Origin of the sequence: Stappia sp. (assembly GCF_965276915.1) — a bacterium.
In the GTDB taxonomy this organism is placed as follows: domain Bacteria; phylum Pseudomonadota; class Alphaproteobacteria; order Rhizobiales; family Stappiaceae; genus Stappia.
This window is the reverse complement of the sequence record NZ_OZ255709.1, coordinates 4026892-4052649: the sequence shown is the minus strand read 5'-3', so window position 1 is coordinate 4052649 and position 25758 is coordinate 4026892. Positions and strand designations below refer to the sequence as shown.

The window sequence follows — 25758 nt, the reverse complement described above, 5'->3', positions numbered from 1 at the left end:
TTCGGGCGTGCTGTGTCGCTGTTCGGACCGCTTTCCCGTGTCTGGTCAGCCTTTCGGGGTTGATGCGCGGGTGGTTTCCGCCGGAAACGGCGGGATTGTCGGGATGAAAGTCCCGCTCCCTGGTGGGAGGTCGAGCGCGGTTCCTTCGCCGGACGCGCAAAGCCGGACCACCTGATCTGAGAACGCCGGTTCGCCGGCAGCGCCAGTTGGAGAGACGAATGGCGAAGAAAATTGAAGGTTACATCAAGCTGCAGGTGCCGGCCGCCTCGGCGACCCCGTCGCCGCCGATCGGTCCGGCACTTGGTCAGCGTGGTCTGAACATCATGGAGTTCTGCAAGGCGTTCAACGCGCAGACCCAGGATATCGAGAAGGGCACGCCGTGCCCGACCGTGATCACCTATTACTCCGATCGCTCCTTCACCTTCCAGGTGAAGACGGCTCCGGTCTCTTTCTTCCTGAAGAAGGCCTCGGGCCTGAAGTCGGGTTCGAAGACCCCGGGCAAGGGCGGCTTCGTCGGCAAGGTCACCCGTGACCAGGTCCGCGAGATCGCGGAAGCGAAGATGAAGGACCTGAACGCGAACGACATGGACGCAGCGATGCTGATGGTCGAGGGCTCGGCGCGGTCCATGGGTCTCGAGGTCACGGAGTAAGACGATGGCGAAGGTTGGAAAGCGCATCAAGGCTGCCCGCGAGGGCGTCGACCGCAACAAGCTCTACGCACTTGACGAAGCACTCGCGATGGTCAAGGAGCGGGCCGCGTCGAAGTTCGACGAGTCCGTCGAGATCGCCCTCAATCTGGGCGTCGACCCACGTCACGCCGACCAGATGGTCCGCGGCGTGTGCGTGCTGCCGAACGGCACGGGCAAGTCGGTTCGCGTCGCGGTGTTCGCGCGCGGCGACAAGGCCGACGAGGCGACGGCCGCAGGTGCCGACATCGTCGGCGCCGAGGAGCTGGTCAACGAGGTCCAGTCGGGCAAGATCGATTTCGATCGCTGCATCGCCACGCCGGACATGATGCCGCTCGTCGGCCGTCTCGGCAAGGTGCTCGGCCCGCGCGGCCTGATGCCGAACCCGAAGGTCGGCACGGTGACCCCGGACGTGGCTTCGGCCGTGCGTGACGCCAAGGGCGGCGCCGTGCAGTTCCGCGTCGAGAAGGCCGGCATCGTGCATGCCGGCGTCGGCAAGGCCTCCTTCGAGGCCGACAAGCTGAGCGAGAACATCAAGGCGATCGTCGATGCCGTGGTCAAGGCCCGCCCGACGGGCGCCAAGGGCACCTACCTGAAGCGTGTCGCCCTCAGCTCGACCATGGGTCCGGGCCTGAAGGTCGACCCGTCGACGGTGACGGCCTGATTTTTCCCGGCGCGTTCGCGCGCCGGATTTGAAGAATTCCGTCCGGTGCAAGCCGGGCGGATCGCCTGCCGGAAACGGCAGGTGTCCTGTCCGAGACTGCAGGTGTGTTCCACGCGGCCAAGGCCACGGGGGATCGCTTAAGCCCACAGCGGGCCTGCATAGACGGGTGCGAACCGAATTCGCGGCGCTGCCGCCGGTTCGAACCGTTTGTCCTTGCCGCGCCGTAAGGCTCGCGAGGGGGCAGGATCCTCGGTGTTGTCCGCCGAAGGTTCCGAAAGGCACCGTCGACGGGCGGCAAAGACAAACCGGCGGCGCAAGCCGCCAGATGGAGTAGGCAAGTGGAAAGAACGGAGAAGCGAGAGTTCGTCGCGTCGTTCAACGAGGTGTTGAATAACACCGGCGTTGTCGTCGTTGCGCACTACGCCGGCCTTTCGGTTGCGGAGATGACGGCCTTCCGGTCGCAGGTCCGTGCAGCCGGCGGATCGGTCAAAGTCGCCAAGAACCGTCTTGTAAAGCTTGCCCTTCAAGGCACTGAGCTCGAACACATCGCCGACCTTTTCAGCGGCCCGACGGTCCTTGCGTATTCGCAGGACCCGATTGCCGCCGCCAAGGCCACGATGGCGTTCGCCAAGAACCAGAGCAAGCTCGTGGTTCTCGGCGGCGCACTGGGCTCGACGAACCTGGACGCGGACGGGGTCAAGGCACTTGCCGACATGCCGTCGCTCGACGAGCTGCGCGCAAAGCTGCTGGGCATGATCCAGACGCCCGCGTCGCGCATCGCACAGGTCGTCAACGCACCGGCCGGGCAGCTCGCCCGCGTCTTCGCTGCGTATGCCGAGAAGGACGAAGCCGCATAAGGCGGATTGCATTCACACTGTCGAGACCGAATACGGTTCGAACTATAGGGACTTACGCAAATGGCTGATCTCGAGAAGATCGTTGAGGAACTGTCCGCGCTCACCGTCATGGAAGCTGCGGAGCTTTCGAAGCTGCTTGAGGAGAAGTGGGGCGTTTCCGCCGCTGCTCCGGTCGCCGTCGCCGCTGCCGCCGGTGGCGCTGCTGCCGCTCCGGCCGAGGAAGAGAAGACCGAGTTTGACGTGATCCTCACCGACGCCGGTGACAAGAAGATCAACGTCATCAAGGAAGTCCGTGCGATCACGGGTCTTGGCCTGAAGGAAGCCAAGGACCTGGTCGAGGGCGCTCCCAAGCCGGTCAAGGAAGGCGTCAACAAGGACGAAGCCGCAGAGCTGAAGAAGAAGCTCGAAGAGGCCGGTGCCAAGGTTGAGCTGAAGTAATCGGGTTTCATACCCGGCCGGTCCCGGCGCTCATTGGGCGCCGGGACCGCTAGTTTGCCAAACCCCGGCGGGAAATCCTGTCCGGGGTATCAGTCCCTAAGAAGGGACGGTTCTCCGAAGGGCCGTAAGCATGCCAGGCATGCGCGCGGTTGAGCCGGGATCGGCTTTTCGGAGAGCCGTACCAGATCGAAACGAGGAGCGACAATGGCGCACACGTTCAACGGTCGCAAGCGGGTCCGTAAGGTCTACGGATCGATCCGCGAAGTCGCCGCGATGCCCAATCTCATCGAGGTCCAGAAGGCGTCCTACGACCAGTTCCTTCAGGTTGAAAAGCCTGAGGCCGGGCGTGGCGACGAAGGCCTGGAGGCGGTCTTCCGCTCCGTCTTCCCGATCTCCGACTTTGCGGGCACCGCATTGCTGGAATTCGTGTCCTACGAGTTCGAAGCGCCGAAATACGACGTCGAGGAGTGCCGCCAGCGCGGCATGACCTTTGCCGCGCCGCTCAAGGTGACGCTGCGCCTGATCGTGTTCGATGTCGACGAGGACACCGGCGCCAAGTCCGTCAAGGACATCAAGGAGCAGGACGTCTACATGGGCGACATGCCCTTCATGACGGACAACGGCACCTTCGTGGTCAACGGCACCGAGCGCGTCATCGTCTCGCAGATGCACCGCTCGCCGGGCGTCTTCTTCGATCACGACAAGGGCAAGACCCACTCCTCGGGCAAGCTCCTGTTCGCCGCGCGCATCATTCCCTATCGCGGGTCGTGGCTCGACATCGAGTTCGACGCGAAGGACATCGTGCATGCGCGCATCGACCGCCGCCGCAAGATCCCGGTCACCTCGCTCCTCAAGGCCCTCGGCCTCGACGGCGAGGAGATCCTCAACACGTTCTACAAAACCATCGACTACACCCGCGACGAGCCGGGCTCGTGGCGCGTGGCGTTCGACGGCGACCGCCTGAAGGGCACCAAGGCCTCGTTCAACCTGATCGACGCCGACAGCGGCGAGATCGTGGTCGAGGCCGGCCGCAAGATCACCGCGCGCACCGTGCGCCAGCTCGCCGACAAGGGCGTCAAGGCGCTCAAGGTGATGGATGAGGACCTCTACGGCCAGTACCTGGCCGAGGACATGGTCGATCCGTCTTCGGGCGAGGTCTATGCGGAAGCCGGTGACGAGATCACCGAGAAGGTGCTCGGCGACCTGATCGACCAGGGTTACAGCGAGATCACCATTCTCGACATCGACCATGTGACGACCGGCGCCTATATCCGCAACACGCTCTCGGTCGACAAGAACGAGACGCGTGAAGACGCGCTGTTCGACATCTACCGCGTCATGCGCCCGGGCGAGCCGCCCACGGTGGAGACGGGCGAGGCGATGTTCAAGTCGCTGTTCTTCGACAGCGAGCGCTATGACCTGTCGGCCGTCGGCCGCGTCAAGATGAACATGCGTCTCGACCTGACGGCCGAGGACACCGTGCGCACGCTGCGCAAGGACGACATCCTGGCGGTGATCCGCGAGCTTCTCGAGCTGCGCGACGGTCGCGGCGAGATCGACGACATCGACAATCTCGGCAATCGCCGGGTGCGTTCGGTCGGCGAGCTCATGGAGAACCAGTACCGGGTCGGCCTGCTGCGCATGGAGCGCGCCATCAAGGAGCGCATGTCGTCGGTCGAGATCGACACGGTGATGCCGCAGGACCTGATCAACGCCAAGCCGGCGGCCGCCGCCGTGCGCGAGTTCTTCGGTTCCTCGCAGCTGTCGCAGTTCATGGACCAGACCAACCCGCTGTCGGAAGTCACCCACAAGCGCCGCCTGTCGGCGCTCGGGCCTGGCGGCCTGACACGCGAGCGCGCCGGCTTCGAGGTGCGCGACGTGCATCCGACGCATTACGGCCGTATCTGCCCGATCGAGACACCGGAAGGCCCGAATATCGGTCTGATCAACTCGCTCGCGACCTTTGCCCGCATCAACAAGTACGGCTTCATCGAGAGCCCGTACCGCAAGGTGAAGGAAGGCCAGGTGACGGCCGAGACCGTCTATCTCTCCGCAATGGAAGAGGCGAAGTACCACATCGCCCAGGCCAATGCCGAGATCGACGTCGACGGCCGCTTCGTCTCCGACCTGATCACCTGCCGCCATGCAGGTGAGAACATGCTGCTGCCGCCCGAGCGGGTGGAGTTCATGGACGTGTCGCCGAAGCAGCTCGTGTCGGTTGCCGCCTCGCTCATTCCCTTCCTTGAGAATGACGACGCCAACCGTGCGCTGATGGGCTCGAACATGATGCGTCAGGCCGTGCCGCTGGTGCGTGCCGAGGCGCCGTTCGTCGGCACCGGCATGGAATCGGTCGTTGCCCGGGATTCCGGTGCCGCGATCGGCGCGCGCCGGACCGGCGTCGTCGACCAGGTCGACGCGACGCGTATCGTCATCCGCGCCACGGAAGATCTCGATCCGTCCAAGTCGGGCGTCGACATCTACCAGCTGATGAAGTTCCAGCGCTCGAACCAGAACACCTGCATCAACCAGCGTCCGCTGGTGCGTGTCGGCGACGTCATTTCCAAGGGCGACATCATCGCCGACGGTCCGTCGACGGATCTCGGCGACCTGGCGCTCGGCCGGAACGTGTGCGTCGCGTTCATGCCCTGGAACGGCTACAACTTCGAGGATTCGATCCTGCTTTCGGAGCGCATCGTGCGCGACGACGTGTTCACCTCCATCCACATCGAGGAATTCGAGGTGATGGCGCGCGACACAAAGCTCGGACCGGAGGAAATCACCCGCGACATCCCGAATGTCTCGGAAGAGGCCCTGAAGAACCTCGACGAGGCCGGTATCGTCTATATCGGTGCCGAGCTGAAGCCGGGCGACATCCTGGTCGGCAAGATCACGCCGAAGGGCGAAAGCCCGATGACGCCGGAGGAAAAGCTCCTGCGCGCCATCTTCGGCGAGAAGGCCTCCGACGTGCGCGACACGTCCCTGCGTCTGCCGCCGGGCGTTGCCGGCACGGTCGTCGAAGTGCGCGTCTTCAACCGCCACGGCGTGGAGAAGGATGAGCGCGCGATGGCGATCGAGCGCGAGGAGATCGAGCGTCTCGCCAAGGACCGCGACGACGAACAGGCGATCCTGGATCGCAACGTCTATGGCCGCCTGGCCGAGATGCTGCTCGGCAAGGTCGCGGTTGCCGGCCCGAAGCACTTCAAGAAGAGCACCGAGGTCACCGGCGACGTCCTCAACGAGTTCCCGCGCTCCCAGTGGTGGCAGATCGCGGTCGAGGACGAGAAGCTGATGAGCGAGGTCGAGGCGCTTCGCGGTCAGTACGACGAAAGCCGCAAGCGGCTCGAGCAGCGCTTCATCGACAAGGTCGAGAAGCTGCAGCGCGGCGACGAACTGCCGCCGGGCGTGATGAAGATGGTCAAGGTCTTCGTCGCCGTGAAGCGCAAGATCCAGCCGGGCGACAAGATGGCCGGCCGCCATGGCAACAAGGGCGTGGTGTCCAAGATCAACCCGATCGAGGACATGCCGTTCCTGGACAATGGCGAGCATGTCGATATCGTGCTCAATCCGCTCGGCGTGCCGAGCCGGATGAATGTCGGACAGATCCTCGAGACGCATCTCGGCTGGGCCTGCGCCGGCATGGGCAAGAAGATCGGCGAGCTCTACGATGAGTACAAGCGCTCCGGCAAGATCGAGGCGCTGCGCGGTGAAATCATCCAGGTGTTCGGCGACACCACGAAGAGCGAACCGGTTGCCGACTATGACGAGGAGTCGCTCCTGCGGCTTGCCGACCAGTTGCAGACCGGCGTGCCGATCGCGACCCCCGTCTTCGACGGTGCGCGCGAGCCGGACATCGTCACCATGCTCGAGCAGGCCCGCTACAACGGGTCCGGTCAGTCCACCCTCTATGACGGGCGGACCGGCGAGGAATTCGACCGTCAGGTGACAGTGGGCTATATCTACATGCTCAAGCTGCACCACCTGGTGGACGACAAGATCCACGCCCGTTCGATCGGCCCGTACTCGCTCGTGACCCAGCAGCCGCTGGGTGGCAAGGCGCAGTTCGGTGGCCAGCGCTTCGGCGAGATGGAGGTCTGGGCACTCGAAGCCTATGGCGCCGCCTACACGCTGCAGGAGATGCTGACCGTCAAGTCGGATGACGTCGCGGGCCGGACCAAGGTCTACGAGGCGATCGTTCGCGGCGACGACACGTTCGAGGCAGGCATTCCGGAGAGCTTCAACGTTCTCGTGAAGGAAATGCGTTCGCTCGGACTGAATGTCGAGCTGAAGGACGAGAAAGTTCCGCTGCCCGCAGATCCGGGCGTACCGGCGGTCGATGCGGCGGAGTGACCTTCGCCCTGACGACAGCCGCAGAAACACGATGCCGCATTGCCGGATCGGGAAGCAGGGCACAGACCCTGCTTCCCTTCCGCGCGCTCGAGGAGAGAGCCCATGAATCATGAGGTCATGAACCTGTTTAATCAGCAGGCTCCCGCGCAGACCTTCGACCACATCAAGATCTCGATCGCTAGCCCCGAGAAGATCATGTCGTGGTCGTTCGGCGAAATCAAAAAGCCGGAGACGATCAACTACCGCACGTTCAAGCCGGAGCGGGACGGGCTGTTTTGCGCGCGCGTGTTCGGTCCGATCAAGGACTACGAGTGCCTGTGCGGCAAATACAAGCGGATGAAGTACAAGGGCGTCATCTGCGAGAAGTGCAATGTCGAGGTGACGCTGTCGCGCGTTCGCCGCGAGCGCATGGGCCATATCGAGCTGGCTGCCCCGGTCGCTCACATCTGGTTCCTGAAGTCGCTGCCCTCGCGCATCGGCCTCTTGCTCGACATGACGCTGAAGGATCTCGAGCGGGTGCTCTACTTCGAGTACTACGTGGTGATCGAGCCCGGCCTGACGCCGCTGAAGCCGAACCAGCTTCTGTCGGAAGAGGACTATATCCGCGCCCAGGACGACTACGGCGAGGACGCCTTCACGGCGATGATCGGCGCGGAAGCCATCCGCGAGATGCTGATGTCGCTCGACCTGGAGAAGGAGCGCGATCACATCCGCAAGGAGATCGCCGAGGCGACGACCGAGCTGAAGCCGAAGAAGCTGGCCAAGCGCCTCAAGGTGGTCGAGGCCTTCATCGATTCCGGCAACCGCCCGGAATGGATGATCCTCACCGTGATCCCGGTCATTCCGCCGGACCTGCGCCCGCTGGTGCCGCTGGATGGCGGCCGTTTCGCGACCTCGGACCTGAACGACCTCTACCGCCGGGTGATCAACCGCAACAACCGCCTGCGGCGCCTGATGGAGCTGCGTGCGCCGGACATCATCATCCGTAACGAGAAGCGCATGCTTCAGGAATCGGTCGATGCGCTGTTCGACAACGGCCGTCGCGGCCGCGTCATCACGGGCGCCAACAAGCGTCCGCTGAAGTCGCTCTCCGACATGCTGAAGGGCAAGCAGGGCCGCTTCCGCCAGAACCTTCTGGGCAAGCGCGTCGACTATTCGGGCCGTTCGGTGATCACCGTGGGCCCGGAGCTCAAGCTGCACCAGTGCGGCCTGCCGAAGAAGATGGCGCTGGAGCTGTTCAAGCCGTTCATCTACTCGCGTCTCGACGCCAAGGGCTTCTCCTCCACGGTGAAGCAGGCGAAGAAGCTGGTGGAGAAGGAGCGTCCGGAGGTCTGGGATATCCTCGACGAGGTGATCCGCGAGCATCCGGTGCTGCTGAACCGCGCGCCGACGCTGCACCGTCTCGGCATCCAGGCGTTCGAACCGACCCTGATCGAGGGCAAGGCGATCCAGCTGCATCCGCTGGTCTGCGCGGCCTTCAACGCCGACTTCGACGGCGACCAGATGGCCGTCCACGTGCCGCTTTCGCTGGAAGCCCAGCTCGAAGCGCGCACGCTGATGATGTCGACCAACAACATCCTGCACCCGGCCAACGGTTCGCCGATCATCGTGCCTTCGCAGGATATCGTGCTCGGTCTCTACTATCTCTCGCTCATCGCCGACGGCGAGCCGGGCGAGGGCATGGTGTTCGGCAATATCGGCGAGCTGCATCACGCGCTGGAGACCAAGACGGTCACCCTGCATGCGATGATCAAGGGCCGTGTCCACTCGGTCGATGCCGAGGGCAACAAGGTCACGCGCATCGTCGAGACGACGCCGGGCCGCATGCTCATCGGCGAGCTGCTGCCGCACCATCACGAGGTGCCCTACGACGTCTGCAACAAGCTGATGACCAAGAAGGACATCAGCCGCATGATCGACGCCGTGTACCGTGCCTGCGGCCAGAAGGAGACGGTGATCTTCTGCGACCGCATCATGGGCCTGGGCTTCAGCCATGCCTGCCGCGCCGGCATCTCGTTCGGCAAGGACGACATGGTCATTCCGGACACGAAGGCGGGTCTCGTCGACGAGACCGCGACCCTCGTGAAGGAATACGAGCAGCAGTACAATGACGGCCTGATCACCCAGGGCGAGAAGTACAACAAGGTCGTCGACGCCTGGGCCAAGTGCACCGACCGCGTCGCCGACGAGATGATGAAGCGCATTCAGTCGGTCCAGCGCGACGAGGAGACGGGGCGTCAGAAGCAGATCAACTCGATCTACATGATGTCGCATTCCGGTGCCCGTGGCTCGCCCGCCCAGATGAAGCAGCTTGCCGGCATGCGCGGCCTCATGGCCAAGCCGTCGGGCGAGATCATCGAGACGCCGATCATCTCGAACTTCAAGGAAGGCCTGTCGGTTCTCGAGTACTTCAACTCGACCCACGGCGCCCGCAAGGGTCTGGCCGACACCGCGCTGAAGACGGCCAACTCGGGTTACCTGACCCGTCGTCTGGTCGACGTGGCGCAGGACTCGATCATCCTGGAGACGGATTGCGGTTCGGAGAACGGCATCACCATCCAGGCGATCGTCGATGCCGGCCAGGTCATTGCCTCGCTGGGCCATCGCGTTCTCGGACGTACGGCGGCGGAGGACATCCTCAACCACCAGACGGGCGAGCTGATCGTTCCGCGCGGCACCCTGATCGAGGAGAAGGACGTCGAGGCCATCGAGGCCGCGAATGTCCAGATGATCAAGATCCGCTCGGTGCTGACCTGCGAGACCAAGCGCGGCGTCTGCGCGACCTGCTACGGTCGCGATCTGGCCCGCGGCACGCCGGTCAACATGGGCGAGGCGGTCGGCGTCATCGCGGCTCAGTCGATCGGCGAGCCGGGCACCCAGCTGACCATGCGCACGTTCCACATCGGCGGCACGGCGCAGGTTGTCGACCAGTCGTTCATCGAGTCGAACTTCGACGGCAAGGTGACGATCCGCAACCGGAGCGCAGTGCGCGATTCCGACGGCAACCTGGTCGCCATGGCCCGCAACATGGCCGTGGTCATCATCGACGGCGACGACAACGAGCGCGCGGTGCACCGCATCGCCTACGGCTCGAAGCTGCATGTCGACGAGGGCGACGCGGTCAAGCGCGGCCAGCGCATCGCGGAGTGGGATCCCTATACCCGCCCGATGCTGTCCGAGGTCGACGGCATCGTCGATTCCGAGGATCTCGTCGAGGGTGTTTCCGTGCAGGAGACCACCGACGAGGCGACCGGCATCACCAAGCGCGTCGTCATGGACTGGCGCACCTCGCAGCGCGGCAACGACCTGAAGCCGGCGATCGTCGTCAAGGACGCCTCCGGTGCCATCAAGAAGGTGCCGCGCGGCGGTGACGCCCGTTCGCTCTTGTCCGTGGACGCGATCCTCTCGGTGCAGATCGGCGCCGAGGTGAAGGCGGGTGACGTGCTTGCGCGTATCCCGCTGGAAAGCGCCCGTACCAAGGACATCACCGGCGGTCTGCCGCGGGTGGCCGAGCTGTTCGAGGCGCGTCGTCCGAAGGATCACGCCATCATCGCAGAGATCGACGGCACGATCCGCTTCGGGCGCGACTACAAGAACAAGCGCCGGATCATCATCGAGCCGCATGACGAGAGCATGGAGCCGGTCGAGTACCTGATCCCGAAGGGCAAGCACTTCCATCTGCAGGAAGGCGACACCATCGAGAAGGGCGAGTACATCCTCGACGGCAACCCGGCGCCGCACGACATCCTGGCGATCCGCGGCGTGGAGGCGCTGGCCGCCTACCTCGTCAACGAGATCCAGGAGGTCTACCGGCTCCAGGGCGTGGTGATCAACGACAAGCACATCGAGGTGATCGTTCGCCAGATGCTGCAGAAGATCGAGATTACCGATGCCGGCGACACCGAGCTGCTGTCGGGCGAGCATATCGACCGTCTGGACCTGGACGATATCAACGACCAGGCCATCGACGATGCGCGCAAGCCCGCCTCCGGCGTCCCGGTGCTGCTTGGCATCACCAAGGCCAGCCTGCAGACCCGGTCGTTCATCTCGGCCGCGTCGTTCCAGGAGACCACCCGCGTCCTCACCGAGGCGGCGGTCAACGGCAAGGAAGACACGCTCGAGGGGCTCAAGGAGAACGTCATCGTCGGACGTCTCATCCCGGCCGGCATGGGTGGCATGATGACCAGCATCCGCGAGATCGCGCAGCATCGCGACGACCTGATCCTCGAGGCCCGCAAGGCGGCGTCGACGGCGGAACAGGCCGATCCGATGCTGGAGGACCTCACCGGGGTCGGCGAATAGTCCGGCCACCGGCGAACCGAAGACCAGGAAGGGGCCGCCATCGTGCGGCCCTTTTCGTTTTCCGGCCCGCCCCGCGACTTGTCGCCCGGTCCGCCGCCCCGCCGGGGCACGCGGGAACTCGGCACCCGGGGGGAGGCAAACAGGAAGGAGAGCGCCATGAAGGCCAGCGACCGCGACGGGTCGGACGCCCCGACCGTCTACATCATTCTCGGGCATGCCCGCGAAGGCGACATGGGCACGCCGGAGGCGGACATTCCCGTCAACATCCTCCTCAGTGCGCCGGACGAGGACAGCGCCGTGCGCCTGGCCCTGGAGGCGTTGAAGGGGCAGGGTTTCGTCGAGGCTGCCCTCGACCAGATCGGTGTCATCCTGGAGGAGCCCGACGATCCCACCTTCGAAAGCGCTTACGAGGACGCGCTGGCCGGCGAGGTCGCGGTGATCGCCTACCGCGAGTGAGGGAATCGCTTGCGGGGCTGGCGGCCAGCGATTCCCGCCGGAATCGCCGGCGGGGTTGAAAAAGCGTAAACGGCGCGCCCGATCGCGGGTCCGGCGGGACGCGGAAACGACGGCCGGGCCTTGCGGATCCGGTGCGTGTCCGGTCGAGGCATGGATGCTGTTGCAGATGATGCGCGGATCAGGGGATCGGCTTTCCTGATATGTCGCAACACGGGTGTTTGCGGCAAGGAATTCCGCCCGTCGGTCCGGCTCGCCGGGATTGGCAGAATCTTTCGCCCCGCACTTGACGGGAGCAGGGGGTGACTGTAGGTTCCGCGCATCCCGAAGGCAGGCGGTAAGCACCTGTTGGATCCGATGCGTCACGCGCCGGACCTAGAAGTGCTTAAACGCTGCCGGGATTACGAGGCGAAAAGTATCGTAAGCATGACCGCCGAAAGGTGGTCCTCTCGATTGGCGGCGCCTTTCCCGTGTCTGACGGGAACAGGTGCGATTCCGTATGCGTTACGGGATCTTCGGCGGAGCGGGCTTGTCCCGGAACCGGCCGGCCGCAGCGCCTTCCGCCCGTCTATTCGGGCGGGTGAGAAATTCACGTGCGCCGTCAGGCGACGTAAACAGAGTTGGGGGTTCGGCAACGGCCCCTTGTTGAGCGCAAAAAGGCCAGCCCCGGGCTGGTACTTTGGGAAGTCAAGGTCTGAGGATCTGCCATGTCACGCCGTCACAGGGCTGAAAAGCGCGAAATCATTCCCGATCCGAAGTTCGGGGATACGGTCGTTACCAAGTTCATGAATTCGATCATGTACCACGGTAAGAAGTCGGCCGCCGAAGGCATCGTTTACGGTGCGTTCGATGTTATCGAAGGCAAGGTTCGTCAGAACCCGGTGGAAGTGTTCCACACGGCGCTCGACAACGTCATGCCGCAGGTCGAGGTCCGCTCCCGCCGTGTCGGCGGTGCGACCTACCAGGTCCCGGTCGAGGTTCGCGTCGACCGTCGCCAGGCGCTGGCGATCCGCTGGCTGATCTCGGCTGCGCGCAATCGCAACGAGACGACCATGATCGACCGTCTGTCCGGCGAGCTGCTGGATGCCGCGAACAACCGCGGCTCCGCCGTGAAGAAGCGCGAAGACACGCACCGGATGGCCGAAGCCAACCGTGCATTCTCGCACTATCGCTGGTAATCGGACGGGAGAGGCTGACGCCATGGCGCGCACTCACAAGATCGAAGACTACCGCAATTTCGGTATCATGGCCCACATCGACGCGGGCAAGACCACGACGACCGAGCGGATTCTGTTCTACACCGGCAAGAGCCACAAGATCGGCGAAGTCCATGACGGCGCCGCGACGATGGACTGGATGGAGCAGGAGCAGGAGCGTGGCATCACGATCACGTCCGCTGCCACCACGGCGTTCTGGAACGAGAAGCGCCTGAACATCATCGACACCCCGGGCCACGTCGACTTCACCATTGAAGTCGAACGCTCCCTGCGCGTGCTCGACGGTGCCGTGGCGCTGCTCGATGCCAATGCCGGCGTCGAGCCGCAGACCGAGACCGTGTGGCGCCAGGCGGACAAGTATCACGTCCCGCGCATGATCTTCGTCAACAAGATGGACAAGCTTGGCGCGGACTTCTACCGCTGCGTCGACATGATCAAGTCCCGTCTTGGTGCGAAGCCGATCGTCATGCAGCTGCCGGTCGGCGCCGAGAGCGATTTCGCCGGTGTTGTCGACCTTTTGAAGATGAAGGCCCTTGTCTGGCGCGACGAGTCGCTCGGCGCCGCCTGGGACGAGGTCGACATTCCGGCTGACCTGGCCGACAAGGCCCAGGAATACCGCGACCTTCTGGTGGAGATCGCCGTCGAGGCCGAAGAGTCCGCGATGGAAGCCTACCTGGAAGGCGTGGAGCCGGACGTCGAAGGCCTCAAGAAGCTGATCCGCAAGGGCACGATCAACAGCGAGTTCGTTCCCGTGTTCTGCGGCTCCGCCTTCAAGAACAAGGGCGTGCAGCCCCTGCTCGACGGCGTCGTCGACTTCCTGCCGAGCCCGGTCGAGGTTCCCTCGATCAAGGGTATCGACCCGAAGACCGAGAGCGAAATCATCCGCAAGTCGGGCGATGAAGAGCCGCTCTCCATGCTGGCCTTCAAGATCGCCAACGATCCCTTCGTCGGGTCGCTGACGTTCTGCCGCATCTACTCCGGCGTTCTGAACAAGGGCATCTCGCTCCAGAACACCGTCAAGGAGAAGAAAGAGCGCGTCGGCCGCATGATGCAGATGCACTCCAACTCGCGTGAGGACATCGACGTTGCCTATGCCGGCGACATCGTGGCCATCGCGGGCCTGAAGGACACGACGACGGGCGACACGCTTTGCGATCCCCTGAAGCCGGTCATCCTTGAGCGCATGGAGTTCCCGGACCCGGTCATCGAGATCGCGGTGGAGCCGAAGACCAAGAGCGACCAGGAGAAGATGGGCCTTGCGCTCAACCGCCTGGCTGCCGAGGATCCGTCCTTCCGCGTCAAGACCGACGAAGAGTCCGGCCAGACGATCATCGCCGGCATGGGCGAGCTTCACCTCGACATCATCGTCGACCGCATGAAGCGCGAGTTCAAGGTCGAGGCCAATATCGGTGCGCCGCAGGTGGCTTACCGCGAGACGATCACCCGTCAGGCGGAAGTCGACTACACGCACAAGAAGCAGACCGGTGGTACGGGCCAGTTCGCCCGCATCAAGCTGATCATCGAGCCGAACGAGACCGGTGCCGGTTACTCGTTCACCAGCACGATCGTCGGCGGTTCCGTCCCCAAGGAGTACATCCCGGGCGTGACCAAGGGTATCGAGAGCGTCATGTCGTCGGGCCCGCTCGCCGGCTTCCCGATGGTCGACATCAAGGCAACCCTCATCGACGGTGCCTACCACGATGTCGACTCCTCGGTGCTCGCGTTCGAGATCGCCGGTCGTGCCGGTTTCCGCGAGGCCATCCAGAAGGCCGCGCCGAAGCTCCTCGAGCCGATCATGAAGGTCGAGGTGGTGACACCGGAAGATTACATGGGTGACGTGATCGGCGACCTGAATTCGCGTCGCGGCCAGATCACCGGCACCGAAAACCGGGGTGTGGTCACTGTGGTGAATGCCATGGTGCCGCTCGCCAACATGTTCGGATACGTGAACAACCTGCGCTCGATGTCGCAGGGTCGCGCACAGTATTCGATGGTGTTCGATCACTACGAACAGGTTCCGCAGGCCGTCGCGCAGGAAGTCCAGGCGAAATACGCCTGATTGCTGTCAACGCCACATCAACTGAATAACGAAGGTACGGAGAAATCCGATGGCGAAAGCAAAGTTTGAGCGGACGAAGCCGCACGTTAACATTGGCACGATCGGCCACGTCGACCATGGCAAGACGACGCTGACGGCTGCGATCACGAAGTTTTTCGGCGAGTTCAAGGCGTACGACATGATCGACGCCGCGCCGGAAGAGCGTGCACGCGGCATCACGATCTCGACGGCGCATGTGGAGTACGAGACGGAGAACCGTCACTACGCCCACGTGGACTGCCCGGGCCACGCCGACTACGTGAAGAACATGATCACGGGTGCGGCGCAGATGGACGGCGGCATCCTTGTTTGTTCGGCCGCCGACGGCCCGATGCCGCAGACGCGCGAGCACATCCTGCTTGCCCGCCAGGTCGGCGTTCCGGCGCTTGTCGTGTTCCTGAACAAGGTCGACCAGGTCGACGATGCGGAGCTTCTGGAACTGGTCGAGATGGAAGTGCGCGAGCTGCTTTCGTCCTACGAGTTCCCGGGCGACGACATTCCGATCGTTGCCGGTTCGGCGCTTGCGGCCCTCGAAGGCCGCGACGAGGCGATCGGCGAGACGAAGATCCGCGAGCTGATGGCTGCGGTCGACGACTACATCCCGACGCCGGAGCGTCCGGTGGACATGCCGTTCCTGATGCCGATCGAGGACGTGTTCTCGATCTCGGGTCGCGGCACGGTGGTCACGGGCCGCGTGGAACGCGGCATCGTCAAGGTCGGCGAGGAAGTCGAGATTGTCGGCATCCGCGACACCAAGAAGACGACGGTCACGGGCGTCGAGATGTTCCGCAAGCTTCTGGACCAGGGCCAGGCAGGCGACAACATCGGCGCACTGATCCGCGGCGTCGGCCGCGAGGACGTGGAGCGCGGTCAGGTTCTGTGCAAGCCGGGTTCGGTGACGCCGCACACGAACTTCAAGGCCGAGGCCTACATCCTGACGAAGGAAGAGGGTGGCCGTCACACGCCGTTCTTCACCAACTACCGTCCGCAGTTCTACTTCCGCACGACGGACGTGACGGGCGTGGTGAGCCTTCCGGAAGGCACGGAGATGGTGATGCCGGGCGACAACGTGTCGGTCGAGGTCGAGCTGATCGTGCCGATCGCCATGGAAGAGGGCCTGCGCTTCGCCATCCGCGAAGGCGGCCGTACCGTTGGCGCCGGCGTCGTCGCTTCGATCATCAAGTAATTGCGGACATCAGGCGGGAAAAATCCCGCCTGACCCGCACGGGGATTGAGACATGAACGGTCAAAACATTCGGATCCGTCTCAAGGCGTTCGACCATCGCGTTCTCGATGCGTCGACCCGCGAGATCGTCAACACGGCGAAGCGGACCGGTGCACAAGTGCGCGGCCCCGTGCCGCTGCCCACGCGGATCGAGAAGTACACCGTGCTTCGTGGTCCGCATATCGACAAGAAAAGCCGTGATCAGTTCGAGATGCGCACGCATAAGCGCCTCCTCGACATCGTTGATCCGACGCCGCAGACCGTGGACGCGCTGATGAAGCTCGACCTCGCGGCCGGTGTCGACGTCGAGATCAAGCTGTAAGGCGCTCACAAGGGGACACGCCGATGCGTTCTGGAGTGATCGCACAGAAGGTGGGTATGACTCGCATCTATAACGATGCGGGAGAGCATGTGCCGGTAACGGTGCTGAAGCTCGAAAACTGTCAGGTTATCGCCCACCGGACGGAAGAGAAGAATGGCTATGTCGCGCTGCAGGTCGGCGCCGGTCTGGCCAAAGTCAAGAACACGCCGAAGGCGATGCGCGGCCACTTTGCGGTGGCCAGCGTCGAGCCGAAGCGCCGACTTGCCGAGTTCCGGGTCTCTTCGGAGAACCTGATCGAGGTGGGGGCCGAAATCACGGCCGACCATTTCGTCGAGGGACAGTTCGTGGATGTCACGGGCACCTCGATCGGCAAGGGCTTTGCGGGTGCCATGAAGCGGCACAATTTCGGTGGCATGCGCGCCTCTCACGGCGTGTCCATTACCCACCGTGCGCATGGCTCTACCGGCCAGTGCCAGGACCCCGGCAAGGTGTTCAAGGGCAAGAAGATGGCCGGCCAGATGGGCGCCGAGCAGGTAACGACCCAGAATCTGAAGATCGTGCGCACCGACGTGGAGCGCGGATTGATCATGATCCAGGGTGCGGTGCCGGGCTCCAAGGGCGGCTGGATCGTTGTCCGCGACGCGGTCAAGAAGGCGCTGCCGGACGGCGTGCCGATGCCGGGTGCGTACCGTTCGACGGACGCTGCCGTTGCGGTCGAGAAGGAGAGCGAGTGATGGAACTTGAGGTGAAGACCCTGGACGGGGCCGCCGCCGGTTCGATCACGGTGTCGGACGAGATCTTCGGTCTCGACCCGCGCACCGACCTGATCCACCGCGTCGTGCGCTGGCAGCTGGCGCGTCGCCAGGCCGGCACGCACAAGGCGCTGCAGCGTTCGGAAGTTTCCGGCTCGACGAAGAAGTTCGTCCGCCAGAAAGGCTCCGGCGGCGCGCGTCACGGCAACAAGAAGGCCCCGCAGTTCCGCGGCGGCGGCAAGGCTCACGGCCCGGTCGTGCGCAGCCACGCCCACGATCTGCCGAAGAAGGTCCGCGCTCTCGGCCTGCGTCACGCGCTTTCGGCGAAGTTCAAGGCCAACGGCCTGATCATCGTCGACGCGGCGAGCGCCGAGGAAGCGAAGACCAAGGCTCTTGCGGCCCGTTTCGCGAAGCTCGGGCTGAAGAACGCGCTCTTCGTGGATGGCAGCGACGTCGATGCGAACTTCCGCCTCGCCTCGCGCAACATCCCGGCGATCGACCTGCTGCCGATCGAGGGCATCAACGTCTATGACATCCTGCGTCGCGAGAAGCTGGTGCTGACCAAGGCGGCGGTGTCGGCTCTCGAGGAGCGGTTCAAATGAGCACGCTGAAGCACTATGACACGGTCGTTTCCCCGGTGATCACCGAGAAGGCGACTTTCGCTTCGGAGCAGAACAAGGTCGTTTTCAACGTCTCGTCGACGGCGACCAAGCCCGAGATCAAGGCGGCAGTCGAGGCCCTTTTCGGCGTCAAGGTCACCGCGGTGAACACGCTCGTCCGCAAGGGCAAGCAGAAGCGTTTCCGCGGCCGGCTCGGCCAGCAGTCCGACGTCAAGAAGGCGGTCGTGACCCTGCAGGACGGCCAGGCCATCGACGTGACCACCGGACTCTGAGGGCGGAGAAGGAAGAATGGCACTCAAGACCTTTAATCCGACGTCGCCCGGCCGTCGCCAGCTCGTGCTGGTCGACCGGTCCTCGCTCTACAAGGGCAAGCCGGTCAAGACGCTGACGGAAGGCCTGTCGAAGACGGGTGGCCGCAACAATACCGGCCGCACGACGGCACCGAACCGCGGCGGCGGCCACAAGCGCCGCTATCGCCTGGTCGACTTCAAGCGGACCCGTGCGGACATTTCCGCGACGGTCGAGCGGATCGAGTACGATCCCAACCGGACGGCGTTCATCGCCCTCATCAAGTATGAGGACGGCGAGCTCTCCTACATCCTGGCGCCGCAGCGCCTGGCGGTTGGCGACAAGGTCGTTTCCGGCAAGCAGGCCGACATCAAGCCGGGCAACGCAATGCCGCTGGCGGCGATCCCGGTCGGCACGATCGTGCACAACATCGAGCTGAAGCCCGGCAAGGGCGGTCAGATCGCACGCTCGGCTGGCGCCTATGCGCAGATCGTCGGCCGTGACCAGGGTTACACCACCGTGCGCCTCCAGTCGGGCGAGCAGCGCCGTATTCTCGGCACCTGCATGGCCTCGATCGGCGCGGTGTCGAACCAGGACCACGGCAACATCAATCTCGGCAAGGCCGGCCGTTCGCGGTGGCTGGGTCGTACCCCGCATGTCCGCGGCGTCGCCATGAACCCGGTCGACCACCCGCATGGCGGTGGTGAAGGCCGGACCTCGGGCGGCCGTCACCCGGTCACCCCGTGGGGCAAGCCGACCAAGGGCAAGCGCACGCGTCGCAACAAGGCCACGGACAAGTTCATCGTCCGCAGCCGCCACGCGCGCAAGAAATAAGAGGGGCCTGGAATGGCACGTTCTGTTTGGAAGGGCCCGTTCGTCGACGGCTTTCTGCTTAAAAAGGCAGACAAGGTCCGCGCCTCGGGTCGCAACGAGATCATCAAGATGTGGAGCCGCCGCTCGACGATCCTGCCGCAATTCGTGGGATTGACCTTCGGCGTCTACAACGGCCAGAAGCACGTTCCGGTTCTGGTGTCCGAGGACATGATCGGGCACAAGTTCGGCGAGTTCTCGCCGACCCGTACCTACTATGGCCACGGCGCCGACAAGAAGGCGAAGAGGAAGTAACGATGGGCAAGCCGAAGGGCGAGCGCGCGCTCGCCGACAACGAGGCGAAGGCGGTCGCCCGGATGCTGCGCGTTTCACCGCGCAAGCTGAACCTCGTCGCGGCGTCGATCCGCGGCAAGAAGGTTGAAAAGGCTCTCGCCGACCTGACCTTCTCTCGCAAGCGCATTTCCGACGACGTCAAGAAGGCGCTCATGTCGGCGATCGCAAATGCGGAGAACAACCACGATCTCGACGTCGACAGTCTGGTCGTCGCCGAGGCGCATGTGGGCAAGGCTTTCGTGATCAAGCGCTTCCAGGCGCGTGCCCGGGGCCGCGTCGGTCGGATCGAAAAGCCGTTTTCGAACCTGACCATCGTCGTCCGCGAAGTCGAGGAGACTGCCTGATGGGACATAAAGTAAATCCGATCGGCCTCCGCCTCGGGATCAATCGCACCTGGGATTCGCGCTGGTACGCGGACAAGGGCGAGTACGGCCAGCTGCTGCACGAGGATTTCCGCATTCGCGAGTATATCCTCAAGGCGCTGAAGCAGGCCGCCGTGTCGAAGGTCGTTGTCGAGCGTCCGCACCGCAAGTGCCGCGTCACCGTCCACTCGGGTCGTCCGGGCGTGGTGATCGGCAAGAAGGGCGCCGACATCGAGAAGCTCCGCAAGGCGCTTGGCGAGATCACCTCGTCGGACGTGCACATCAACATCGTTGAAGTGCGCAAGCCCGAGGTCGACGCCCAGCTCGTTGCCGACAGCATCTCGCAGCAGCTCGAGCGCCGCGTGGCGTTCCGCCGGGCCATGAAGCGTGCCGTCCAGTCGGCCATGCGCATGGGCGCCCAGGGCATCCGCATCAATTGCGGTGGCCGTCTGGGTGGTGCCGAGATCGCACGTACCGAATGGTACCGCGAGGGCCGGGTGCCGCTGCACACGCTGCGCGCCGACATCGACTACGGCGTGTCCACGGCGCACACCGCCTACGGCACCTGCGGTGTCAAGGTTTGGATCTTCAAGGGCGAGATCCTGGAGCACGATCCGATGGCGTCCGAGCGACGCGCGGTTGAAGGCGACGGGTCGAACCAGGGCGGCGGACGCCGCGAGCGCGGCCGCGCAGCCTAACGGCGCCGGTCGGGTCTTGGACAGAAGCAAAGAGCGAGAGAAGAGATGCTGCAACCGAAGCGAACGAAGTTCCGCAAGCAGCACAAGGGCCGGATCCACGGCACCGCCAAGGGCGGTACGGATCTCAACTTCGGCGCCTTCGGCCTTAAGGCCGTCGAGCCGGAGCGGGTGACCGCGCGCCAGATCGAGGCGGCCCGTCGTGCCATGACCCGTCACATGAAGCGTGCGGGCCGTGTTTGGATCAGGATTTTCCCGGACGTGCCGGTGTCGTCGAAGCCGACCGAAGTGCGTATGGGTAAGGGTAAGGGTTCGCCGGATTACTGGGCCGCCAAGGTCAAGCCCGGCCGGATCATGTTCGAGATTGACGGCGTGTCGGAAGATACGGCGCGCGAAGCGATGCGGCTTGCCGCGGCAAAATTGCCGATCAAGTGCCGCTTCGTCCAGCGGATCGCCGACTAAGGCGCGACCAGGAGACAGGTGCCATGAAGGCGACAGACGTTCGGGCAAAGACCACGGATGAGCTGGGTACGGAGCTCGAGAGCCTGAAGAAGGAGCAGTTCAACCTGCGCTTTCAGCGGGCGACGGGCCAGCTCGAGAACACGGCGCGTGTGCGCCAGGTGCGTCGCGACATCGCGCGCATTCAAACGATCATGCGCGAAAAGCGCGTGTCGACAAGCGCGTAAGGAGATCGAGATGCCGAAACGCGTTCTGCAGGGCGTCGTGGTCAGCGATGCCAATGACAAGACGGTGACGGTTCGTGTGGAGCGCCGCTTCACGCACCCGTTGTTCAAGAAGACCGTTCGGCGCTCGAAGAAGTATCGGGCGCATGACGAGACCAACGCGCACAAGGCCGGGGACACCGTCCTCATCCAGGAATGCGCGCCGGTCTCGAAGACCAAAACCTGGACCGTTGTCGAAGGGTCGACCGCGGACTGACGTGACTTCCGGCGTCCCGTCAGGGACGCGGTGATAAAATACAAGGCGGCCAGTCATGATTCAGATGCAAACAAACCTCGACGTGGCGGACAATTCCGGCGCCCGTCGTGTCATGTGCATCAAAGTGCTCGGCGGCTCGAAGCGGAAATATGCCAGCGTTGGCGACATCATCGTCGTCAGCGTCAAGGAGGCCAATCCGCGCGGCCGCGTGAAAAAGGGCGACGTGATGAAAGCGGTCGTCGTGCGTACGGCGAAGGATATCCGCCGGCCCGACGGCTCAGTGATCCGGTTCGACCGCAATGCGGCAGTGCTGGTCAACAACAACAAGGAACCGATCGGCACCCGTATCTTCGGCCCGGTTCCGCGTGAACTGCGTGCAAAGAACCACATGAAGGTGATTTCGCTCGCGCCGGAGGTGCTGTAATGGCCGCCAAGCTGAAGAAGGGCGACACCGTCGTCGTGCTCACCGGTCGTGACAAGGGCAAGTCCGGCGAGATCGTTCAGATGTTCCCGGACGACAACAAGGCTCTCGTGCGGGGCGTGAACGTCGTTCGTCGCCACACCCGCCAGTCGGCTCAGTCCGAAGGCGGCATCATTTCGAAGGAACTGCCGGTTCAGCTTTCGAACCTGGCAATCGCCGATCCCAAGGACGGCAAGCCGACGCGCGTCGGGTTCCAGATCAAGGAAGACGGCACCAAGGTGCGCGTGGCCAAGCGTTCGGGGGATCTGATCGATGGCTGAGACGAAGACGCTTCCGCGTCTGAAGACGGAATATCTGGAAAAGATCCGTCCGATGATGCAGGAAAAGTACAACTACAAGAATCCGATGCAGATTCCGACGCTTGAGAAGATCGTTCTCAACATGGGCGTTGGCGAAGCGGTGGCCGACAGCAAGAAGGCCAAGATCGCTGCAGAGGATCTGGCACAGATTGCCGGCCAGAAGCCGGTGATCACCAAGGCGCGCAAGTCGATCGCCACCTTCAAGGTGCGTGAAGAGATGCCGCTGGGTGCGAAGGTCACGCTGCGTGGCGAGCGCATGTACGAGTTCCTGGACCGCCTGATCACCATCGCGCTGCCGCGCGTTCGTGACTTCCGCGGCCTGAATGCCAAGAGCTTCGACGGGCGCGGCAACTTCGCAATGGGCATCAAGGAGCACATCGTGTTCCCGGAGATCAATTACGACAAGGTCGACCAGATCTGGGGCCTTGACGTGATCGTGTGCACGTCCGCGGACAATGATGATGAGGCGCGCGAGCTTCTGCGCGCGTTCAACTTCCCGTTCCGTAAGTAAACGGGAAAGAACGAGGACAGACGATGGCGAAGAAGAGCGCGATCGAGAAGAACAAGCGGCGCGAGCGGCTCGTTAAGAAATACGCCGAGAAGCGTGCGACGCTGAAGGCCGAGGCAAAGGACGAGAGTCTTTCGCTCGAGGAGCGCTATGCGGCGCGCCTCAAGCTTGCCAAGCTGCCGCGCAACTCTGCGGAGATCCGCGTGCGCAACCGGTGTGAAGTCACCGGCCGTCCGCGCGGCTACTACCGCAAACTGAAGATGTCGCGCGTTGCGCTTCGCGAACTTGGCTCCAAGGGCCTGGTCCCGGGCCTCGTGAAGTCGAGCTGGTAAGGAGACGGTCTGATGGCGATTTCCGATCCCCTGGGCGATATGCTCACCCGGATCCGCAATGCCCAGATGCGGCGCAAGACCAAGGTCTCGACGCCGGCATCGAAGCTGCGCGAACATGTACTCGACGTCTTGGCCGCAGAAGGCTATATCCGCGGTTACTCGACCGTGGAATACGAGGGCGGCAAGGCCGAACTCGAGATCGAGTTGAAGTATTTTGACGGCGAGCCGGTCATCCGCTCCATCGAGCGGATTTCGAAGCCGGGTCGGCGGGTGTATTCTTCCGTGAAGAACATCCCGCGCGTCGCGAACGGCCTCGGCGTTTCGATCCTCTCCACGCCGCGTGGCGTGATGGCGGATCATGACGCCCGGGAAAACAATGTTGGTGGCGAGGTTCTCTGCCGCATCTTCTGATGCGGCGGGGCTTTCGCAACGTTTAACTGGACAGGTTGGTCACATGTCTCGAATTGGCAAAAAGCCAGTCCCCGTGCCTAGCGGGGTAACGGCAACGATCAACGGCCAGAACGTAGAGGTCAAGGGACCGAAGGGGCAGTTGTCCTTCGTTGTCAATGATCTGGTTCTGGTCGAAATGACGGAAGACGGTATCTCGGTCAATCCGCGCGTCGACAGCAAGCCGGCGCGCGCGATGTGGGGCATGTCCCGCACGATGATCGAGAACCTGGTGACGGGCGTGAGCGCGGGCTTCGAGAAGAAGCTCGAGATCACCGGCGTGGGTTACCGCGCGCAGGTGCAGGGCAAGAACGTCCAGCTGGCGCTTGGCTTTTCTCATGACGTCGTCTATCCGATGCCGGAAGGCATCGATGTCGTCTGCCCGAAGCCGACGGAAATCGTCGTCTCCGGCATCGACAAGCAGCGCGTCGGCCAGGTGGCCGCGGAACTGCGCGATTACCGTCCGCCCGAGCCCTACAAGGGCAAAGGCATCCGCTATGCGGGCGAATTCATCGTCCGCAAGGAAGGCAAGAAGAAGTAACGGACCGGATCATGGCGAAGACAAACACAGGCTTCGAGCGCCGCCGCGACCGCGTCCGTCGTTCGATCAAGAAAGTTATGAACGGCCGTCCGCGTCTGTCGGTCTACCGTTCGTCCAAGCAGATCTACGCTCAGATCATCGACGACGCCAAGGGTCACACCCTGGCTGCCGCCTCGACGATCGAGAAGGATCTTCGTGCGTCGCTGAAGACGGGCGCCGACGTTTCGGCCGCCGCTGCGGTGGGCAAGATGCTCGCCGAGCGTGCCAAGGCTGCCGGCGTCACCCAGGTCGTGTTCGACCGCGGCGGCTACATGTACCACGGGCGCGTCAAGGCTCTGGCCGATGCCGCGCGCGAGGGCGGACTGGAATTCTGATCGTCGTTACAAGACGCTCACAGACAAACGGAAGCGAAAATTATGGCGAGACAGGATACACGGGAGCGCGGTGGCGATCGCGCGGAGCGTGACAGCGAGTTTGTCGACAAGCTCGTCCACATCAATCGCGTCGCCAAGGTCGTGAAGGGCGGACGCCGCTTCGGATTTGCCGCACTCGTCGTGGTCGGCGATCAGAAGGGCCGCGTCGGCTTCGGTCATGGCAAGGCGCGCGAAGTGCCGGAAGCGATCCGCAAGGCGACGGAAGCCGCCAAGCGCTCGATGATCCGCGTGGCGCTGCGCGAGGGCCGGACCCTGCACCATGACGTCAACGGACGTCACGGCGCCGGCAAGGTGATCCTGCGTGCGGCTCCGGCCGGTACCGGCATCATCGCCGGCGGTCCGATGCGTGCGGTGTTCGAGACGCTCGGCGTCCAGGACGTCGTGGCGAAGTCGCTCGGCTCGGCCAACCCCTACAACATGGTGCGCGCCACCTTCGAGGCCCTCAAGCAGGAAGACAGCCCGCGTTCGGTCGCGGCGCGTCGTGGCCTCAAGGTTTCGCAGATCCAGTCGCGTCGCCGCGACATCGACGATAGCGTGCCGGCCGCCGAGGCTTGAACCTGGCAGCTGCCGACCCCAGCTTGAGAAAGGCTTGGTTCCATGGCGAACGAAAAGACCGTTACGGTCGAGCAGGTGGGTAGCCCTCTTCGGCGCCCGAAGGACCAGCGGGCAACGCTCGTCGGTCTTGGTCTGAACAAGATGCACCGCCGCTCGACGCTGAAGGATACCCCGGAAGTGCGTGGCATGATCCGGAAGGTTCAGCACCTCGTGCGCGTCGTCGCAGACGCGTAAGGGTGCGGGGAGACAGACGATGAAACTGAATGAACTCCAGGACAACCCGGGTGCCACCAAGGACCGCATGCGCGTTGGCCGTGGTATCGGCTCGGGCAAGGGCAAGACCGGTGGCCGTGGCGTCAAGGGTCAGAAGTCCCGTTCGGGCGTCGCGATCAAGGGCTTCGAGGGCGGCCAGATGCCGCTCCATCGCCGCCTGCCGAAGCGCGGCTTCACGAACATTTTCGCGAAGTCCTTTACCGCCGTCTCGCTCGGCCGCGTGCAGATCGCCATCGATGCGGGCAAGCTCGACGGTTCGCAGACGGTGACGGCCGAGGCTCTCAAGGCCGCCGGCGTCATTCGCCGGGTCAAGGACGGCGTCCGCCTGCTCGCCGACGGCGAGTTGAAGGGCGCGGTGTCCTTCGAGATCGCCGGTGCCTCCAAGACCGCCGTCGCCGCGGTCGAGAAGGCCGGCGGCAAGGTCGCGATTATCGGAGCCCAGGCTGAATAAGCCTGGGT

At 63.9% G+C, this 25758-nt stretch carries 31 protein-coding genes; all 31 read left to right on the top strand.

Annotated elements, in window-relative coordinates; genetic code table 11:
* Window positions 1–218 precede the first annotated feature (218 nt).
* Window positions 219–650 (top strand): 50S ribosomal protein L11, encoded by a 432-nt coding sequence (gene rplK, locus ACQY46_RS18880; RefSeq protein WP_428697530.1) that lies wholly within the window; start codon window positions 219–221, stop codon window positions 648–650.
* A 4-nt stretch (window positions 651–654) separates the two neighbouring features.
* Window positions 655–1350, top strand: a complete 696-nt coding sequence (rplA, locus tag ACQY46_RS18875) for a 50S ribosomal protein L1 (protein ID WP_428697529.1) — start codon at window positions 655–657, stop codon at window positions 1348–1350.
* A gap of 338 nt (window positions 1351–1688) precedes the next feature.
* Window positions 1689–2207: a 50S ribosomal protein L10 gene (gene rplJ, locus ACQY46_RS18870; protein ID WP_428697528.1), complete on the top strand. Its 519-nt coding sequence runs from the start codon at window positions 1689–1691 to the stop codon at window positions 2205–2207.
* 60 nt (window positions 2208–2267) lie between these two features.
* Window positions 2268–2645: a 50S ribosomal protein L7/L12 gene (rplL, locus tag ACQY46_RS18865; RefSeq protein ID WP_306031374.1), complete on the top strand. Its 378-nt coding sequence runs from the start codon at window positions 2268–2270 to the stop codon at window positions 2643–2645.
* A 204-nt stretch (window positions 2646–2849) separates the two neighbouring features.
* Entirely contained in the window at window positions 2850–6992 is a 4143-nt protein-coding gene (gene rpoB / locus ACQY46_RS18860) for a DNA-directed RNA polymerase subunit beta (protein WP_428697527.1), read from the top strand.
* Between the two features lie 102 nt (window positions 6993–7094).
* Window positions 7095–11294, top strand: a complete 4200-nt coding sequence (gene rpoC, locus ACQY46_RS18855; RefSeq protein ID WP_428697526.1) for a DNA-directed RNA polymerase subunit beta' — start codon at window positions 7095–7097, stop codon at window positions 11292–11294.
* A 156-nt stretch (window positions 11295–11450) separates the two neighbouring features.
* On the top strand, window positions 11451–11750 hold the full coding sequence (locus ACQY46_RS18850; RefSeq protein WP_428697525.1) for a regulator: 300 nt from the start codon (window positions 11451–11453) through the stop codon (window positions 11748–11750).
* Between the two features lie 704 nt (window positions 11751–12454).
* Window positions 12455–12925, top strand: coding sequence for a 30S ribosomal protein S7 (gene rpsG / locus ACQY46_RS18845; RefSeq protein WP_428697524.1), 471 nt, complete (start codon window positions 12455–12457; stop codon window positions 12923–12925).
* 22 nt (window positions 12926–12947) lie between these two features.
* Window positions 12948–15023, top strand: a complete 2076-nt coding sequence (gene fusA, locus ACQY46_RS18840; RefSeq protein WP_428697523.1) for an elongation factor G — start codon at window positions 12948–12950, stop codon at window positions 15021–15023.
* Window positions 15024–15072: 49 nt separating this feature from the next.
* Window positions 15073–16248 (top strand): elongation factor Tu, encoded by a 1176-nt coding sequence (gene tuf, locus ACQY46_RS18835; RefSeq protein ID WP_428697522.1) that lies wholly within the window; start codon window positions 15073–15075, stop codon window positions 16246–16248.
* A gap of 52 nt (window positions 16249–16300) precedes the next feature.
* Window positions 16301–16609: a 30S ribosomal protein S10 gene (rpsJ, locus tag ACQY46_RS18830; RefSeq protein WP_067216522.1), complete on the top strand. Its 309-nt coding sequence runs from the start codon at window positions 16301–16303 to the stop codon at window positions 16607–16609.
* Between the two features lie 23 nt (window positions 16610–16632).
* Complete coding sequence (gene rplC, locus ACQY46_RS18825) at window positions 16633–17343, top strand: 50S ribosomal protein L3 (RefSeq protein ID WP_428697521.1); 711 nt, start codon at window positions 16633–16635, stop codon at window positions 17341–17343.
* Window positions 17343–17963: a 50S ribosomal protein L4 gene (gene rplD, locus ACQY46_RS18820; RefSeq protein ID WP_306031039.1), complete on the top strand. Its 621-nt coding sequence runs from the start codon at window positions 17343–17345 to the stop codon at window positions 17961–17963. Before rplC ends, rplD begins: the two co-directional genes overlap by 1 nt.
* Window positions 17960–18253, top strand: a complete 294-nt coding sequence (locus ACQY46_RS18815) for a 50S ribosomal protein L23 (RefSeq protein WP_306031038.1) — start codon at window positions 17960–17962, stop codon at window positions 18251–18253. Before rplD ends, ACQY46_RS18815 begins: the two co-directional genes overlap by 4 nt.
* Before the next feature lie 16 nt (window positions 18254–18269).
* Window positions 18270–19103, top strand: a complete 834-nt coding sequence (rplB, locus tag ACQY46_RS18810; RefSeq protein ID WP_428697520.1) for a 50S ribosomal protein L2 — start codon at window positions 18270–18272, stop codon at window positions 19101–19103.
* 12 nt (window positions 19104–19115) lie between these two features.
* Window positions 19116–19394 (top strand): 30S ribosomal protein S19, encoded by a 279-nt coding sequence (gene rpsS / locus ACQY46_RS18805; protein ID WP_158192884.1) that lies wholly within the window; start codon window positions 19116–19118, stop codon window positions 19392–19394.
* 2 nt (window positions 19395–19396) lie between these two features.
* On the top strand, window positions 19397–19777 hold the full coding sequence (rplV, locus tag ACQY46_RS18800) for a 50S ribosomal protein L22 (RefSeq protein ID WP_428697519.1): 381 nt from the start codon (window positions 19397–19399) through the stop codon (window positions 19775–19777).
* Window positions 19777–20493: a 30S ribosomal protein S3 gene (gene rpsC, locus ACQY46_RS18795; protein ID WP_306031034.1), complete on the top strand. Its 717-nt coding sequence runs from the start codon at window positions 19777–19779 to the stop codon at window positions 20491–20493. Before rplV ends, rpsC begins: the two co-directional genes overlap by 1 nt.
* A gap of 45 nt (window positions 20494–20538) precedes the next feature.
* Window positions 20539–20952: a 50S ribosomal protein L16 gene (gene rplP, locus ACQY46_RS18790; protein WP_306031033.1), complete on the top strand. Its 414-nt coding sequence runs from the start codon at window positions 20539–20541 to the stop codon at window positions 20950–20952.
* Window positions 20953–20975: 23 nt separating this feature from the next.
* Window positions 20976–21176: a 50S ribosomal protein L29 gene (rpmC, locus tag ACQY46_RS18785; RefSeq protein ID WP_306031032.1), complete on the top strand. Its 201-nt coding sequence runs from the start codon at window positions 20976–20978 to the stop codon at window positions 21174–21176.
* Between the two features lie 10 nt (window positions 21177–21186).
* A complete protein-coding gene (gene rpsQ / locus ACQY46_RS18780) occupies window positions 21187–21429 on the top strand; it encodes a 30S ribosomal protein S17 (RefSeq protein ID WP_306031031.1) in 243 nt (80 codons plus the stop codon).
* Window positions 21430–21484: 55 nt separating this feature from the next.
* Entirely contained in the window at window positions 21485–21853 is a 369-nt protein-coding gene (gene rplN, locus ACQY46_RS18775) for a 50S ribosomal protein L14 (protein WP_067216497.1), read from the top strand.
* Window positions 21853–22170, top strand: a complete 318-nt coding sequence (rplX, locus tag ACQY46_RS18770; protein ID WP_428697518.1) for a 50S ribosomal protein L24 — start codon at window positions 21853–21855, stop codon at window positions 22168–22170. Before rplN ends, rplX begins: the two co-directional genes overlap by 1 nt.
* On the top strand, window positions 22163–22720 hold the full coding sequence (gene rplE, locus ACQY46_RS18765; protein WP_428697517.1) for a 50S ribosomal protein L5: 558 nt from the start codon (window positions 22163–22165) through the stop codon (window positions 22718–22720). The genes rplX and rplE overlap by 8 nt, the downstream gene beginning before the upstream one ends.
* A gap of 23 nt (window positions 22721–22743) precedes the next feature.
* Entirely contained in the window at window positions 22744–23049 is a 306-nt protein-coding gene (gene rpsN / locus ACQY46_RS18760; protein WP_306031028.1) for a 30S ribosomal protein S14, read from the top strand.
* Window positions 23050–23061: 12 nt separating this feature from the next.
* Window positions 23062–23460, top strand: a complete 399-nt coding sequence (rpsH, locus tag ACQY46_RS18755; RefSeq protein ID WP_428697516.1) for a 30S ribosomal protein S8 — start codon at window positions 23062–23064, stop codon at window positions 23458–23460.
* Window positions 23461–23503: 43 nt separating this feature from the next.
* Complete coding sequence (gene rplF / locus ACQY46_RS18750) at window positions 23504–24037, top strand: 50S ribosomal protein L6 (protein ID WP_428700521.1); 534 nt, start codon at window positions 23504–23506, stop codon at window positions 24035–24037.
* 11 nt (window positions 24038–24048) lie between these two features.
* Entirely contained in the window at window positions 24049–24411 is a 363-nt protein-coding gene (gene rplR / locus ACQY46_RS18745) for a 50S ribosomal protein L18 (RefSeq protein ID WP_428697515.1), read from the top strand.
* 42 nt (window positions 24412–24453) lie between these two features.
* Complete coding sequence (gene rpsE, locus ACQY46_RS18740; protein ID WP_306031022.1) at window positions 24454–25026, top strand: 30S ribosomal protein S5; 573 nt, start codon at window positions 24454–24456, stop codon at window positions 25024–25026.
* Between the two features lie 42 nt (window positions 25027–25068).
* Window positions 25069–25260, top strand: a complete 192-nt coding sequence (rpmD, locus tag ACQY46_RS18735) for a 50S ribosomal protein L30 (RefSeq protein WP_306031021.1) — start codon at window positions 25069–25071, stop codon at window positions 25258–25260.
* A gap of 19 nt (window positions 25261–25279) precedes the next feature.
* Entirely contained in the window at window positions 25280–25750 is a 471-nt protein-coding gene (rplO, locus tag ACQY46_RS18730; RefSeq protein ID WP_306031020.1) for a 50S ribosomal protein L15, read from the top strand.
* Window positions 25751–25758: the final 8 nt, after the last annotated feature.